This is a genomic window from Pseudomonas purpurea, assembly GCF_039908635.1.
GTDB classification, from domain to species: domain Bacteria; phylum Pseudomonadota; class Gammaproteobacteria; order Pseudomonadales; family Pseudomonadaceae; genus Aquipseudomonas; species Aquipseudomonas purpurea.
The window spans coordinates 4,268,832-4,285,068 of the sequence record NZ_CP150918.1 but is presented as its reverse complement, the minus strand read 5'-3'; the positions used below and the strand labels follow the sequence as shown (position 1 = coordinate 4,285,068).

Below are 16,237 nucleotides of genomic sequence, written 5' to 3'. Positions count from 1 at the left end.
CCGGATCAAACTCATTTTTTTGATTGGTTCGGCAGGGTTTCTGTCTGTTAGGTTGTCGGTGCATCCACAGGGCTATCGCGACCGAATACTCCAGGGCGGGCTTCACCTGGCAGGCGCAGCAGCTTCCATGCTCGGCTTGTCGATTCCCGTCATCAACCTCGTCATAATCCGCCACCGTTTCCACTCGGGCAGTGTCTGGCTTCTGGTTTCGATGCTGCTTTGTCTTCACTCAAGGACTGTTCAATGTTCAAAGGATTGTTGCGTCTGGCAGGCTCGGTTGCACTGTTGTTCAGCGTGTTGTCGAGCGTGGCGTTTGGCGAGGATGACCGTTTTTTCACTGGTACCCTGGGCAAGATGCCGATTGTGCTGGAGATGAACTTGGGGGCGCCGAGCAATGTCAGCGGTCGCTATCTCTACCAAAAGTATCACCGCGATATTCCGCTCTCGGGCGCGTTTGATGGCCAGACACTGGTGCTCAACGAGGGTCAAGAGCGCTACGGTGAAGACACGCCGCGACCGGAGTTACGCCTGCAAGAAACCCCCAACGGCTGGCAAGGCGAGTGGCGCAGTCCCAAAGGTAAAACCCTTAAAGTCAGCCTGGTCAACGCCCGGCTTCCTCCCGTACCCGCGGACGCGGTGCCTTACATCGCCTCGCTGCGTAACACCGCGCCGTACGACTACTTGCGTCTGCAAGGCCTGACACTCAAACCCGGCAAAAAACAGGACTTCATGGGCTACACGCTGCAATGGTGGTCTGAGCCTGAGTCGAAGATCTCACTGTTCGAGATCGTTTCAGGGTATTCGCCTCAGGAGCGCAAACGGCTGAATCAGCAACTGATGGGACGGTTGTGGCAGGAGGTGACGAGTTATCACAATTGTCTGTTGGGTAGCGCTCAATGGGCGTATGTCAATTTGGTTGCTCAGCCGCAGCTGCTGACGTCCAGCGTCGTCAGCATCAACATCAGCATGGAATACAGTTGCGGTGGCCAGCACCCGGACTACAGCGAAAAGCCGCTTAACCTGGATGCCAAAACCGGTAAAGTCTTGACCCTGGAAGACGTGCTCTGGGTAGGGCAGGGTAAGCCGTTGCATTACGAGGAACGTTTGGGTGACTCCGATGAACAAAGCCCGGAGTTACGCGAGGCTTATTCCACTTATCGTCGGCAAGAATTTGCCCCCTGGCTGATCCGGCAGTTCACGGTCCTGCACCCGACAGAGATGCAGGCGTCCGGTACGGACGATGGCATGTGTGTCTACGCCAATGCAGAACCTTGGCAGTACGCGTCCTGGTACTTCACCGATCAAGGTATTTACCTGAACCCCTATTTTCCCCATGCCCTCGCACCGTGCAGCAGCACCGAATGGAGCGTCTTGCCTTACAACCTCATCAAGCAACAGCCGGGCGGCGTGAGACTGCAATTGCCTTGACCGGGTCCGTCAGCGCGAGGCGCGCAGGTCACTGCGCCTCCAGCCCTGGTACTTCGCGGATGATGAAGTGATCCAGGTTCTCGATATCCCCACTGAACACCCCGAACGTCTGCTCGGGATTCTTTTTGCTTGGCACCTGCTTCAACTCGGGTGTCACGCCATAGAAGAAACAATAGAGTTCCCGCTCGCTGCCGATGGCACTTTTGATTTCTTCCAGGAACGCTTTGCGCTTGCGGTAGTTCTCGATCAGGCTTTTGCTCAGGTAGACATTGACTGAGTAAGACTTCTTGTCGAGCCAGACCTTCTTCTCGAAATCAATGCGGAAGCTGGTTTTGTAGTCCTTGATCTCTTTGATCTTGCCCCAGTAAATCAGCCCCTTGTTGTCTTGCAGGTACTCGATTTTCTTGAAGAACGCGCCGTAAGACGCCGTGTGCTCGCCGATTTTGAGCGGCATGCGTTTGAGCAAGTCTTTGTCATCGAAGTTCGACACAAAGCACTCGACCGGGTGCGCGAAGACACTGGTTTTGTCCGGTGCCGACTCGCGGGTCGGGTGCTCAACGGTTTTGGTTGCTGTTGCAGGTTTTGGTTCTTCCCCAGGTGCGTCAACCTGAGAGGCCGGGGCAGGCGACTTGCGCACATACTCACGCCGGGTCAGCAACAACTCCGACGGGAAATGCTCTTCCGGTCCGTCATCCGCTTCCGCGCCTTCTGCCGCCGCAGCCCTGAGACTGACATAAGGGCAGCCCTCGACATGCTGGGTGCCGGGCAGGTTCTTGAAGTGCGGTGTACGCACATAGTTGACGTTCTTGGCATTGAAGGTGCCCAGCCCGTTGGTTTCATCGAATGCTGCCCGGCAACCATCGTTGGGGCACTGGAAGCGTTCTTTCGCCGAATCGAAGTCCATGATTTCGTCGAAGTTCAGGTCGCGCACGTCATAGATCGACAGCTTATCGTCGAGACTGATGCAGTAGGCGGTGTCGAATTTCATAAACGCTCAGGTCCTTGAGAGTGGGGTGGCGTATTAATAGCCGGTGACGCGCTCTGGCGCACGCATTCATTCACGTTCGTCGCTTGATCACACCTCTGCGTTGGACAAGTGCCCAGGGCCTGACTAGCGTTGTGGGACAGGTCGTGTGAGGTGCCGTTCCGGGCTGACTGCTTGTTTTGCCGTTCACCGCGTGTACAAGGAGGTCAGGGTGTTTGGATCGGTCGTTCTGGATACGATTATCGGGATGCTGGCGCTGTTCACCGTGCTGGGCATTTGCGTCACCACGCTGACTGAAATCGTTCTGTCGTTCTTTCAGAGAGTCAGGGCGCGTTACTTGTATGAGGCGTTGGAGTTGCTGTTTGTCGGCAAGTTGAAAACGCTGGGCACCCAGGACGCCGAGTTCCTGCAACAGGTGCTCGATCATCCGGTGATCAAAGCCATGGCGCCGCCCGGCCAGCGCCCCAGCTACCTGGACCCGGCCATGCTGGCGCAGGTGGTGATTGATCTGCTATTGCGCAAGGACGATGCCACGCCCCTCGATATTTCCCTCGAAGAACTCAATGCGGCCCTGGCCAAGGGCATTGCGCTGATCCCCTCTGAACACCTGCGTCGTGCTCTCTCGAGCCTGCTGGCCGCCGCCCAGGCCAAGGTCACCACGACTCAGGATTTGCTCTGCGCGTTCAAAACCCGGCTGGAGCGCTGGATCAACGCGGTCATGGACCGCGCCGAAGGCTGGACGCGGCGTCATGCCAAAGCCGTGTCGCTGGGTTGTGCACTGCTGCTGTGTCTTGCCCTCAACGTCAACGGTTTCGACCTCATGAAAGGCATGGTGCGAGGCGATGCCCTGCATGAAGTGAGCATGAAGATGGCCGCGGACCTGGTGAAAAACGGTCCCGGACTGAATCAAGGGCAAGCCTGCGCCGACAACAACGACAAGTCCCAATGCCAATTCAATGCCGCCCTGAACAGTTTGCAGGCGTTGCCTCAAGGCGCAATCGGCTGGAACACCCTGCCGATGTTCTTGCAGAAAGATCAGCCCAACGCGCCTGCATGGTTCCTGTATTGGTTGTTTGGGGTCATGGCCGCGGCGCTGGCCGCCTCGTTGGGCGGCGACTACTGGTTCAAGATACTGAGCCAGGTCATTCGCCTGACCGGCAGTAAAACACCGCCGGACCCCAAGCCATGAGCCATTGTTGTTCCGCGAGCTCCCCGTCCCGTCCTGACAACCACCGTTAGCTCTTGCATAGGCCTCTTGGGCCATGGAGGCAAACATGTCCAACAATTGGCCTGCCGATATCAAGCATGTCGTTGTACTGATGATGGAAAACCGTTCGTTCGATCATTTGCTGGGCGACTATAGAAACAAAGTCGACAGCGCCTGCGAAGGTATCGGTTCTGTGCCCACACCCAGCAACTCGGTGACGCTGGCCAGTGGCGGCAGCGTGGTGATTACCCAGCAGCAAGAGAGCACCGACGACTTCAGTTTATGGGCACCTCCACCGCCGCCACTTCCGGCCAAACCCGCCAAGGACAGTGAAGGCTTCGACCTGGGCCATGAGTTCGACGACGTAGTGGTACAGCTGGACGTAACCGGCGTTGACAGCCTCACCGCGCCATTGATGAACGGCTTTGCGCAAAATGCCTACACCAAGGCGCGCGCAGACCTGAAAACCTACAAGACCTACGCCCAGTCCATGGCCCAACGGGCGATGAACTACATCCCATTCGGTGAAACGCCTGCGGGTGATCCGCTGCCGGCGATTCAGGGGTTGGCCCGTCATTACACGGTGTGTGATCGCTGGTTTTCCTCGGTGCCCGGACCGACCTGGCCGAACCGGTTTTTTGCCATGCTCGGCAGTTGCAACGGGCATCTGCTGATGCCCGATGTCAAAAACAAAACCGTGGTTTCCGGGATCAAAAGCCTGATTGCCCAGTTCACCAGCGAGAGCATTTTCTCGCTGCTCAGAAGCCACGGCCATGATGTGCGGATCTATTCCGACGGCGCCATTCCACTGGCTGCGCTGGTCAGGGGAGGGCGACAACACTCCAGTATCAAGAGCTTCAAGCAGGACATTCACGATCAGGCACTGCCGGCGCTGTCCTGGATCGAACCCAGCTACGGCCTGCTCAACGGGACCCTGGGGCCGAACGTGTCCCATCATCCCCCGGAGGACATTCGTTTTGGCGATCAGTTTGTCGGTGACGTGTTCAATGCGTTGTCCGCCAACAAAGCCGTGTGGGACAAGACTCTGTTCGTGTTGCTCTATGACGAGCATGGCGGTTTCCACGATCACGTCGTGCCACCTGCCGCGGTGCAAACCGACACGACGTCGGATGTGAACTGGAACAATCCATTTACCCTGTTGGGCGTTCGCGTACCGGCGATCTTTGCCTCGCCCTGGCTCAAACCCGGGCTGGTGCCTTGGGCATCGAGTTCTATCAACCGGCAACATTACGACCACACCAGCCTGCTGGCGTTTCTCTGCGACCACTTCAATGTGCCGCGCAGTGCCCTCGGCCCGCGGGTGGTGGCAGCCGATCACTTCGGTAACGCGCCGATCTGGCGGAACGCGCCACTCACGGCGCCGATCCAGCTCGACGCCACTGCCGTACCTTCGCGTGACGGATTGCCATTGACGGAGTCCGGGCTGGCGACCCTCAGCCGGCAAGTGGTGGACACGGCCACGGGCTACCTCAATGGTCTGGACCCGGTGCAGATCTGGCAAAACAGCGCCCACAATGTCCGAGCCTTCCTGGCGGAGCACATGCGAGGTCTCGCGGCCCCCGCCGATACCGTGACGCTTGCAGCCCCTGGCGAGGACAACCTCGAAGCCAAACTGCGCAACCTGCAAGACCTGATGGACACGGCTTACCCGTTGCCGGCCGCCACCACGTTGCCGAGAGCGACGAGGGCCTTGTTGGCCGAGCGACAGCAAGCCACTGCGCCTCTGAAAGTGCTGTGCTTGCCCGGTGTGGGCTATACGCAGGCGTTCAATGAACAGGGCGGCACAGACGCGAACTGGCAGGACCAATGGCGCTCGCTGATTCACGGTCAGTTGGCGCAAAACGGTCGCCATGTCGAAGGTGACGACATCGAGTTTCTGTCCTTCGACGATCAGCTCAAGGGGGGGCCAGACTTCGCCCAGATCACCCGTGGGCTTGCGATTTTGCGCGCCGACGCCACCGACAAGGACAATGAGGTCTTCGGCAGCTGGGGCCTGCCGGTCAATCAGATGCTGCGCACCACGGTGGGTGCCACCGTGCAATGGATCGAAGACCCCGACTTGCGCACCGATCTGGTCCAGCATTTGCTGGAAAAAATCGACGAGTTCGACCCGCAGATCATCTTTGCCCAAGGGCTGGGCAGCCTCATCGGTTATGACGCCTTGCGTCGTTCGGTGGCCAAAAAAGGCTCGGCGCTCAAGCGCATCGACGGCCGGGTATTCGTCAGCTTCGGCTCACCCATCGCGCTGCCGTTGGTGATGCGCGAAGTGTGGGGCGGGCGCGTCATGCGCTTGAACGATAACGGCCGGGGCATTCGTCGCTGGTTCCACCTGTACAACCCGAACGACGGCTTGCTGACCCGGCCGATCACTTCGCCGGACTCTGCGCGCATCGACCTGCAAACCGAATTCACCGTGCCGCTGCGCGATGACCTGCTGGACCTCAATCATGCGGCCCAGGCCTACTTGTCGTCACCCACCAGCCAGACCGGCCTCTGGCCACAACTGGCCCGTGACGTGGTGGCGGCGCGGATTCTTGAAGTTCCGGCATTCCTGTCCCGTACCGGTCAACGCAAACGCCGCGCACTGGTGGTCGGCATCAACGACTACCCGGACCCGGGCGCACGCCTGGATGGCTGCATCAACGACACCTACCTCATCAGCCGCATGCTTCAGGAAAGCGGCTACGACGCCGGGGACATACGCCTGCTGCACAACGAACGGGCGACACGGGCAAACTTCGTCGAACGCCTGGAATGGTTGGTGGAAGGCGCGAGAGCGGGCGACGAACGGATGCTGTTCTATTCCGGCCACGGTACTCAACTGCCAGCCTACGGCGCGAGCCAGGAAGCCGACCGCATGGACGAAACCCTGGTGCTCTACGACTTTGACTGGGATGACGAAAACACTCACTTCACCGACAAACTGTTCCGACAGTTCTACAGCCACTTGCCCTTCGACCCGGACGGCCACGGCGCCAAACTCACCGTCATGCTCGACTGCTGCAACGCGGGCGGCATGACCCGCGGCGCCGGCCGCGTGCGCGGCATCACCCCGCCCAGCGACATCCGCCACCGTTTGCTGCGCTGGGACCCTTACGCCGGCGACTGGGACCGCCGCCCCTACGCCGCCGACAGCGATGGTCGCGACTTCAGCGCCCACGCCGACAGCAGCAAACCCCAGGCGCTCACCCGGACCCGCCGCGCCCAAGGCGCCTGCATCGGCCTACGCCCCGACAGCACCGCCCAACTCCTGCGCCAAGGCAAACTCTACGGCCACCACGGCCCGTACATGCCCCTGATGCTCTACGCCGCACGGGAAAATGAAAAAGCCAGCGAATACCAGGTCGGCGCCAACACCTACGGCGCCTTCACCTACGCCATGGTCGAACAACTGCGCAAACTGCACCAGGAGGACGCGAAGCTGGGCTTTGACGAACTGATCAAACGGATTGGCGGCGTACTGAACGCCCGGTCACTGGGCCAAACCCCAGAGATCGTCGGGCCGAGCGGGGTGAGGGAGGCGGTGTGCCCGTGGCAGATAAGCGGGTTGGGGCGCTGAGCCAGTAGCCTTGTTACAACCAAAGAAAAGGGCCGCAGGACAAACCTGCGGCCCTTTCAACACCGCAATTCCCAAACCTGCCGCAGATCCCCTGTGGGAGCGAGCTTGCTCGCGATGGCGATCCCCCAGCCAACGACAACCTCAACATGTGCAATGGGGCCGAACAGCGGACGACTATTACTCGGGTCTCAACCGCTCCACCTTCGTATAAAGCGACAAGGTGAACTCATCTTTATCGCTCGAATGATGACAACGCCGATGACAATTCGGGCAGAGTGCCACGGAATTGCTAATCCGATCCGAACCGTTCTGCGCCAAACGCTTAACGTGGTGAACTTCAAGAAACGGCAAACCGTTGATTTGCTTGAATGGCGCGAGTTCGCCGCAGCCTTCGCATTTCCCCTCAGCGTTTTTTAGTACCCAGGCTTTTACCAACGGGTCACGTAAAAACGAAGAGGCAGTGCCGTTTACTCGTTGAGGTTTTTCGATACCACGAGGGGTGCCCAACAAGCCTTGCTGTTCAAGCTTCAGAACCTTGGCGTCCAGAGCTTGATCATCCGCAGTAGGTGCGTAGTCGTCAGGATTGAAAGCACCTTTTGCAATCAACGCCGCACGTATGCGCGGGGCGACACCGGGGCCAAGATGTTTGGCCGGTAAATAACCAATAATGTACGGCAGACACAAATCATTGAATTCGGTGGAGATATTACGCATTCGGAATTCGATGGAGCCTCTGCTGCGTTTGTTCAACACTCCCTCGCGTAACAGACGGTTCTCGTGGGCCTTGTTGAGCTTCTGGCCACTTCTTTCAATCGCCAGCATCTTCAAATATCCGTCAACCGCAGCTTCTAGCTCCGCGTCACTCCAGTCGTTTTTTTCGTTTTCAGTGTCCATACAGTCGCCGAGGGTTGGAAACCCTCGGACGATACTGAGTGGCCATTACGACGTCTACGAAATTTCCTACAGGAAAGACCAATTTTTCGCTTGGTTGGTCCTACGCAAGACTCCGTCGCCTAACCCGCCGAAGCTTTGGACCACTGAAACCAATCCACCACCTTCCGCCACCAAGGCCGAACCACCGGTACCCGCCGCCGAGTCCGGTTAAGCAGCAAATAAGGCATATCCCGCAACCGAATCCAGCCTTCATCTTGCCAATGCAACAGACTCAACGACATCTCCGGCCAATCCAACAAACTCAACATTGGTCGATCTGCGTTTTTCGACTGCCGCGCATCACGCATCGCTGGCACCACCTGATGAGTCAACCACTCGCGTAACAATCGATGCCCCGGCGCGTAGTGATACACCAACAATGCATACACCCCGGACTCGCTGAGCATTAGCCTTTTCTCCGGCTGCCCGTGGTAACGAATCGTCAGCGTATGCCGCTGATCCTCGTCCAGCTTGCTGACTATCCGTTCGTTCAGATCAACGCCCATCAACCGACCCAGATCGCGGGCGCAGAACCATGGTTGGTTTTCCAGGAGGAGGGCATGAAGGTGGAGGTTGTGGCGAGTGAAGACTAGGGGAGTGTAGGGGTCAGACATGGCGAGCCTCCTGGGATGGAAGCGCATGGACTGTGAAGCTGTAGCAGCAAAGCACCTTCGGTGAGAAGGAGAGATTTTTAGGCATTTCTTTTTACCTCTGTGTGATGTCAGCTTTCTTAGGGCTGGGTGCCGGGAGTTAAGAAACCCCACACAGAGGGCCGGACATATTCCCCTTTCGGGTCTTGTATTAGCCCACTCCCGGCATAACAGAGATCTTTTGATGCGCACGGGGAAACCGTAGGCACAAAAAAGCCGCTACTGTCGGGGGCGGTCAGTCCGCTGTGTGAGGTGTTTCTTAGGCACCGGCACGGAGACTATGATTTTTTTCGGTGATAAGTCAATCATTAGATGTTTCGACATGTTGTTGATTGGGTAAAAAAACAGATGAGCAAGCGTGTAAAAATAAAGTAGGCTTTGTTGTGTCCTCAGTCGCTGCTGGCGATTTCAGATTTTTAGGCCAAAAAAATATTAAAAGGAGTTGGTATGTTGAATTGGAAGTGTCTTTTAAATGATGGGCGCCGTAAAACTAAAGGGCAGAAGAGTGGAGGGGGCGAAAGTGGAAGGTTTGAGTTTGAGCGTGATTATGATCGAATTCTATTCGCTGCTCCAACCCGGCGTTTAGCAGATAAAACACAAGTGTTTCCATTAGATCGAAATGATAGTGTCCGTACGAGGCTGACCCACTCTCATGAAGTCTCAACTTTGGCAAGAAGTATCGGTTTAAGATTGGTTTATGAGAAGGAAAGCATTTTTGAGGGTGCGGAACGTGGTCCGTTTCTTCAGCGTGGTATACCCGCGATGCTCGCTGCTATTGGGCTAGTGCATGATTTGGGTAATCCTCCGTTTGGGCATCAGGGTGAATATGCAATTCAAAGTTGGTTTAAAAGTAAGTCGGAAATATTTTTAAATGGAATGAGTGCTGACGAGGCAGGAGACTTTTTTGCTTTTGATGGTAACGCGCAAACCGTCAGGCTTGTTACAAAGTTGCAAATATTAAATGATAAATTTGGCTTGAATCTTACTTATGGAACTCTCGCTGCACTAATAAAGTATCCAGTTTCTGTTTGTGGTGTTGACGAAAAAGAATGGAAAAAGCAAGGGTTTTTTAAGTCTGAGCAGGAAATAGTAGAGGATATTTGGAGCGAGACAGGGCTTTCTCATGGGGTGAGGCATCCGCTTACTTATGTAATGGAGGCCTGTGATGATATTGCCTACTCTGTTCTAGATGCAGAGGATACCGTTAAGAAGGGGTTGGCATCTTACTATGATTTGTTGCGTTACCTTAAGAGTGCGTGTGGAGACGATGAGGTAGCGAAAGACGTTTTTGCGAAATCTGAGCACAGTAGTTCTTCTTTTGAGGTGTCAGGATTGAGCCCTCAGGAGCTAAATGAGTGTTCAATGCAAATGTTTAGAGTTTTCTCGATAACCGCAATGGTTAACTCTGTCGTGGATGAGTTTTCGAGCAAAGTAGACTCACTGATAAGTGGTGGAAGCCTTTATAAAGGTTTAATCAGTGTCTCTGGCTCGGCCGTTCTGTGTAAGGCGCTAAAGAAATTTGACCTTGAATATGGGTTTAAGCATAAAAGCGTGCTTGAGTTGGAGTTGCGAGGGAATACATATATCACTGAAGTAATGGATATGTTGTGGGTAGGAGTGTATGGGCGGCTTGATAAAACTCAGGAGTCTGACAAGCCATTTGGGAAGTATGTTTATTCGAAGATATCAGAGAATTACCGAAGGATTTTTGAGGATGATAAAAATGAGCTTCCTGTTAGATATAAGGAAGCACAATTGTTAGCTGATTCTATATCTGGTATGACTGATAGTTATTTGATTGCTTTGCACTCGGAGTTAAAGCCTTTGTATGATAGCCATTGCAAGTAATTTGGAAGCCCTGAAGAAGAGAGTTATAAGGTTCTTTGATTCTCCAAAACGATTGGAGGTGAAGAACTTTATAAGGATTCTTTCCGGAAGTGGGGAGGTCTTGGTCTTTGGAGGGCTGCTAAGAGATATTGCTCTGTATGGTAGTGGAGAGTTTAACTCTGATATTGATTTGGTTGTAGATTGTTCGCCTGAGACTCTGTTTTATTTCTTTCAGGAACGAGGAGCCCTTTCAGGGCGGAATCACTTTGGCGGGTACAGAGTTAAAGTTGGGGGGTGGAGTATAGATGTTTGGCCTATGAGGGAGACCTGGGCATTTGCTAGTGGGAATGTAGAGTTTGTGGACAGAAGAAGTTTGCTTCTTACTACTATAACGAATTGGGATTCGGTAGCATTTTCATTTATGGATAATGCGCTGATTTCTGATCTTTATTATGTGGATAGCCTGAAGCGAAGAGAGCTAGATATCGTGCTTGTTGAGAATCCTAATAGGCTTGGGGCTTTGTTAAGAGTGCTTAAGTTGATTTTTGACAAGCAGGTTGAGGTATTGCTTCCCAAAGCTTTGATGTATTTGAAAGATGGCTTTTCTGAGTTTTCATCAGCGGATCTTTTTAGATTTCAGATAAAAGCTTTCAATAAAATTTACTTTTCTGAGCAGGAGCTTGAGAGTTTTCGGATGGAAATTTACTCTCTCGATCCCAGTCTTTTTGGGCGTTCGATTTGTCTAAAAGGGACTACATTTGATATTGGCTTTGATTAGTTTGAAGATCGGTACTGTATTTTTTCGCTAATAAAAAAGCCCTGCATATATGCAGGGCTTTTTTATCTGGAAAAAATAAAAGTTAATCCCAGCTCAAAGCCCCACCCGTCTGATACTCAATAACCCGAGTCTCAAAGAAATTCTTCTCTTTCTTCAAGTCCATGATCTCGCTCATCCAAGGGAACGGGTTAGTCGTCCCCGGATACTCTTCCTTCAGACCAATCTGGCTCAAACGACGGTTAGCGATGAACTTCAGGTAGTCCTCCATCATCGCCGCATTCATGCCCAACACCCCACGAGGCATGGTGTCGCGGGCGTATTCAATCTCCAGTTGAGTGCCTTGCAGGATCATCTGCGAAGCTTCTTCCTTCATTTCAGCATCCCACAAATGTGGGTTTTCGATTTTGATCTGGTTGATCACGTCGATGCCGAAGTTCAGGTGCATGGATTCGTCGCGCAGGATGTACTGGAACTGCTCGGCGACGCCGGTCATTTTGTTGCGGCGACCCATGGAGAGAATCTGGGTGAAGCCGCAGTAGAAGAAGATGCCTTCCAGTACGCAGTAGTAGGCGATCAGGTTGCGCAGCAACTCTTTGTCGGTGTCGACGGTGCCGGTTTCGAACTTCGGATCGGAGATCGAACGGGTGTATTTCAGGCCCCAGGTGGCTTTTTTAGCGACCGACGGGATCTCGTGGTACATGTTGAAGATCTCGCCTTCATCCATGGCCAACGATTCGATGCAGTACTGGTAGGCGTGGGTGTGGATCGCCTCTTCGAATGCCTGGCGCAGGATGTACTGGCGGCATTCCGGGTTGGTGATCAGGCGGTACACGGCCAGTACCAGGTTGTTGGCAACCAGGGAGTCGGCGGTGGAGAAGAAGCCCAGGTTGCGCATCACGATGCGGCGCTCGTCGTCGGTCAGGCCTTCCGGGTCTTTCCAGAGGGCGATGTCGGCGGTCATGTTGACTTCTTGCGGCATCCAGTGGTTTGCGCAGCCGTCCAGGTACTTCTGCCAGGGCCCAGTCGTATTTGAACGGGACGAGTTGGTTGAGGTCGGCGCGGCAGTTGATCATGCGCTTTTCGTCAACGGCTACACGGGCGGAGGCGCCTTCGAGTTCAGCCAGGCCTTCGGCGATGTCGAGGTTGTCCAGGGCAGCCTTGGCGCGAATGATCGCGGCGGAGTCGGTGGCGGTTACGGCACGGGCTTCCAGTGCGGCGGCACCACCAGCGGTGTCGAGGCGGTCCATGTTGGCTTCGGTCGCGTGACCGGCATTGGCGCCTTTGGCGACAACTTCGCCGTCTTCTTTGTCGAATTCGTCCCAGCTCAGCATGACGTGTCGTCTCCTGCGTGAGGGCCAGTCGTCCGTGTGAAAACTCTGAAAGTCGGTTTTTCACACGGCCTGGTGGCCGCGTTGGATCTAAAGGAATCGTTTTGATGCGTAAAACGCAGGCAAAAAACAGAAATGTCTACGGGTGTCCTGAAGTCGCTGAAGGGCGGAGTTGACGTGGTCAGCTCCTGCGGAGACTTCAGCATGGCTTTCATCCTCCTGTAAGGGGATGTTGCAGGCCCGATTTACCGGCGCATTATAGGTGTTTTTTCATGCTTGTGGTGCGGCGAAATGGCTCAGCGATCCCTTCGCAGGGGACGTTTTCGCGGCGGACCAAGGGTTTGCAGGGCTTTGGCCGATGAAGATTTTTTTTGTGCTGGCGTGGGTGGTTTTTGGCGGCGGGGGAGTGCTGATGCGCTCGACGTTAGCAGGTAAGGCGGTGTAACCCCGATGGGGCGGGACTTGCAGCGGTATCGAGGCGGTTTTGTGGGCAAAATTGTGTTCAGTTTTGAGTGGACATTGTCGATGGGCTTTTCTGTTCAAAAAATAGCCAAAAAACGGGTTTTTCACTACATGTTGTGTTTTTGATCATGTTTCGATGGTCGTGGACACAACGCAGTGCTGGCCTGATGAGTCCATCAAGGTTGGCGAAAAAGAGGTGGGTTGGGGCGATCGTCGAGCGATGCAGGGCAATGATCCCTGTAGGCATCATTGCCGCAAGAATGATTTCTTGCGGCCGGCAATGAGAGAGGCTTCAGCGTTGAGTATCAGCCGTTAGAGCAGCCATTACCCATGATGCTGTAACGCAGAATGTGCCGTTGCCCTGTCGAGTCTTCGTATTCCATTCGCGCCGGTACAACTTCGCAAACATTCGGAACTTCGCTCATGGAGATCACTTTGGCGATGTCCAGGTGAGTGGAGTAAGTGTATTCCTCTACCGGTACTGCTTTGCTGGCGACATCAGTCGGGACCTCGTTTGCCATGGCGGTTGCGCACAGACTGCTGAGGGCCAGAACCAATAAAGCTTTCATTTCAAATTTACCTTTCTGAGGTCGAATGGGGTCACGCAACCTTTTTGGGGTTGCGTGTGGAACTTGATTAAAGGGTCTTGGATTAACTGCCTTCGTGGGGGCTGCAACTGGGTTAATCACATTGCCTGGTTGGCGAGGCTGATTTTAGGCGTCGGGGTGACACGCATATAGGCGTGCTTTTGATAAAGACTATTGGCATATCTTGTAACAATCCCTCGAAAACGACCTCCAGCGCTTCAAAGCCACCTTTCTTGAAAGGGCTACAGCCCGCTTAAACCGAGGCCCCTGGGCCATTTCGCCGGTAATCGCAGCGTTTTGTAGGGGCTTGTTACTACCATCGTCGAATGGTTCTATAGCCCCGGCCCGGCTACAACGAGGTCATACAAAAACAACTATTTCACCGAGGTAAGAAAGATGAGTGCGGCTTCTCTGTATCCCGTTCGTCCCGAGGTTGCGGCTACCACGCTGACTGATGAGGCGACCTACAAGGCCATGTATCAGCAGTCGGTCGTCAACCCGGACGGCTTCTGGCGCGAACAAGCCAAGCGCCTCGACTGGATCAAACCTTTCACCACGGTGAAGCAGACGTCTTTCGACGATCACCACGTCGACATCAAGTGGTTTGCCGACGGCACCCTGAACGTTTCCTACAACTGCCTCGACCGCCATCTCGCCGAGCGCGGCGATCAACTCGCGATCATTTGGGAAGGCGACGACCCTGCCGAGAGCCGCAACATCACCTACCGCGAGCTGCACGAAGAAGTCTGCAAGTTCGCCAACGCCTTGCGCGGCCAGGATGTGCATCGCGGCGACGTGGTGACTATCTATATGCCGATGATTCCCGAAGCCGTGGTCGCCATGCTGGCCTGTACCCGGATCGGCGCGATTCACTCGGTGGTGTTCGGCGGTTTCTCGCCGGAAGCCCTGGCCGGCCGGATCATCGACTGCAAATCGAAAGTGGTGATCACCGCGGACGAAGGCCTGCGTGCCGGCAAGCGTATCCCGCTCAAGGCCAACGTCGACGACGCACTGACCAACCCGGAAACCAACAGCATTCAAAAGGTCATCGTGTGCAAGCGCACGGGTGGCGACATCAAGTGGAACCAGCATCGCGACATCTGGTACGAAGACCTGATGAAAGTGGCGGGCACCGTGTGTGCGCCGAAAGAGATGGGCGCCGAAGAAGCGTTGTTCATCCTCTATACCTCCGGCTCCACCGGCAAGCCGAAGGGCGTGCAGCACACCACCGGCGGTTACCTGTTGTACGCCGCGCTGACTCACGAGCGCGTGTTCGACTACCGTCCGGGCGAAATCTACTGGTGCACCGCCGACGTCGGTTGGGTCACCGGCCACACCTATATCGTCTACGGCCCCGCTGGCCAATGGCGCGACCACTTTGCTGTTCGAAGGGGTGCCGAACTACCCGGACATCACGCGGGTGGCTAAGATCGTCGATAAGCACAAGGTCAACATCCTCTACACCGCACCGACCGCGATCCGCGCCATGATGGCGTCGGGCACCGCAGCTTGTGAAGGCGCTGATGGCAGCAGCCTGCGTCTGCTGGGCTCGGTGGGTGAGCCGATTAACCCGGAAGCGTGGGACTGGTACTACAAGAACGTCGGCCAATCCCGTTGCCCGATCGTCGATACCTGGTGGCAGACCGAAACCGGCGCCACGCTGATGAGTCCACTGCCGGGCGCTCACGCGCTCAAGCCGGGCTCGGCGGCGCGGCCGTTCTTCGGGGTGGTGCCGGCCTTGGTGGACAACCTGGGTAACATCATCGAGGGCGTTGCCGAGGGCAACCTGGTGATTCTCGATTCGTGGCCAGGTCAGGCGCGCACGCTGTATCGCGATCACGACCGTTTCGTCGACACCTACTTCAAGACCTTCCGTGGCATGTACTTCACCGGTGACGGTGCTCGCCGCGATGAAGACGGTTACTACTGGATCACTGGGCGTGTGGATGACGTGCTCAACGTATCCGGCCACCGCATGGGCACCGCCGAGATCGAAAGCGCGATGGTTGCGCACCCGAAAGTCGCCGAAGCGGCGGTGGTCGGTGTGCCGCATGACATCAAGGGGCAGGGCATTTATGTCTACGTCACCCTCAACGGTGGCGAAGAGCCGAACGAAGCGCTGCGCCTGGAGCTGAAAAACTGGGTGCGCAAAGAGATCGGTCCGATTGCTTCGCCGGATGTCATTCAGTGGGCGCCGGGCCTGCCGAAAACCCGCTCGGGCAAAATCATGCGTCGCATCCTGCGCAAGATTGCCACGGCTGAGTATGACGGGTTGGGTGATATCTCCACCTTGGCTGATCCGGGTGTGGTGCAGCATCTGATAGATACTCACAAGACCATGAATGTCGCGTAAGCGTTAATTCAGAGTCACTGAAAGCCCCGTCGGGTGTTGAGTCCGGCGGGTTTTTTTGTGTCTGGGATTTGTGTTGGTTGTGCGGGCCTCATCGCGGGCAAGCCCGCTCCCACAGATTT

Annotated in this window: 9 protein-coding genes and 2 pseudogenes; 6 read left to right on the top strand and 5 right to left on the bottom strand. The window is 55.5% G+C overall.

Annotated elements, in window-relative coordinates; all coding sequences use genetic code 11:
• Positions 1-243 precede the first annotated feature (243 nt).
• Positions 244-1,428, top strand: a complete 1,185-nt coding sequence (locus AABM54_RS19180; protein ID WP_347901559.1) for a hypothetical protein — start codon at positions 244-246, stop codon at positions 1,426-1,428.
• 28 nt (positions 1,429-1,456) lie between these two features.
• Here AABM54_RS19180 and AABM54_RS19175 read toward each other — a convergent pair whose 3' ends face one another.
• Positions 1,457-2,416 carry a hypothetical protein gene (locus tag AABM54_RS19175; RefSeq protein ID WP_347901558.1) on the bottom strand — a complete coding sequence of 320 codons (960 nt, stop codon included), beginning with the start codon at positions 2,414-2,416 and terminating at the stop codon, positions 1,457-1,459.
• Between the two features lie 208 nt (positions 2,417-2,624).
• On the opposite strand from AABM54_RS19175, the gene AABM54_RS19170 reads away from it, so the two are divergent.
• Together AABM54_RS19170 and AABM54_RS19165 are read left to right on the top strand one after the other, a co-directional pair.
• Positions 2,625-3,602: a hypothetical protein gene (locus AABM54_RS19170; RefSeq protein WP_347901557.1), complete on the top strand. Its 978-nt coding sequence runs from the start codon at positions 2,625-2,627 to the stop codon at positions 3,600-3,602.
• An 85-nt stretch (positions 3,603-3,687) separates the two neighbouring features.
• Positions 3,688-7,200 (top strand): alkaline phosphatase family protein, encoded by a 3,513-nt coding sequence (locus tag AABM54_RS19165; RefSeq protein ID WP_347901556.1) that lies wholly within the window; start codon positions 3,688-3,690, stop codon positions 7,198-7,200.
• Between the two features lie 177 nt (positions 7,201-7,377).
• Here AABM54_RS19165 and AABM54_RS19160 read toward each other — a convergent pair whose 3' ends face one another.
• A complete protein-coding gene (locus tag AABM54_RS19160; protein ID WP_347901555.1) occupies positions 7,378-8,094 on the bottom strand; it encodes an HNH endonuclease in 717 nt (238 codons plus the stop codon).
• A gap of 119 nt (positions 8,095-8,213) precedes the next feature.
• Positions 8,214-8,747 (bottom strand): Bro-N domain-containing protein, encoded by a 534-nt coding sequence (locus AABM54_RS19155; protein ID WP_347901554.1) that lies wholly within the window; start codon positions 8,745-8,747, stop codon positions 8,214-8,216.
• Between the two features lie 483 nt (positions 8,748-9,230).
• Between AABM54_RS19155 and dgt the strand changes: the two genes are divergently transcribed.
• Entirely contained in the window at positions 9,231-10,631 is a 1,401-nt protein-coding gene (gene dgt / locus AABM54_RS19150) for a dGTP triphosphohydrolase (RefSeq protein WP_347901553.1), read from the top strand.
• On the top strand, positions 10,612-11,388 hold the full coding sequence (locus AABM54_RS19145) for a hypothetical protein (RefSeq protein WP_347901552.1): 777 nt from the start codon (positions 10,612-10,614) through the stop codon (positions 11,386-11,388). Before dgt ends, AABM54_RS19145 begins: the two co-directional genes overlap by 20 nt.
• A gap of 82 nt (positions 11,389-11,470) precedes the next feature.
• On the opposite strand, the pseudogene AABM54_RS19140 reads toward AABM54_RS19145, so the two are convergent.
• Both AABM54_RS19140 and AABM54_RS19135 read right to left on the bottom strand, forming a co-directional pair.
• Positions 11,471-12,719 (bottom strand): annotated as a pseudogene (locus tag AABM54_RS19140) (ribonucleotide-diphosphate reductase subunit beta).
• Between the two features lie 764 nt (positions 12,720-13,483).
• The gene (locus AABM54_RS19135; RefSeq protein ID WP_347901551.1) at positions 13,484-13,747 is read right to left on the bottom strand and encodes a DUF2790 domain-containing protein; all 264 of its coding nucleotides are present in this window, start codon (positions 13,745-13,747) and stop codon (positions 13,484-13,486) included.
• Positions 13,748-14,161: 414 nt separating this feature from the next.
• Here AABM54_RS19135 and acs point away from each other — a divergent pair.
• Positions 14,162-16,118, top strand: a pseudogene (gene acs, locus AABM54_RS19130) (acetate--CoA ligase).
• Positions 16,119-16,237: the final 119 nt, after the last annotated feature.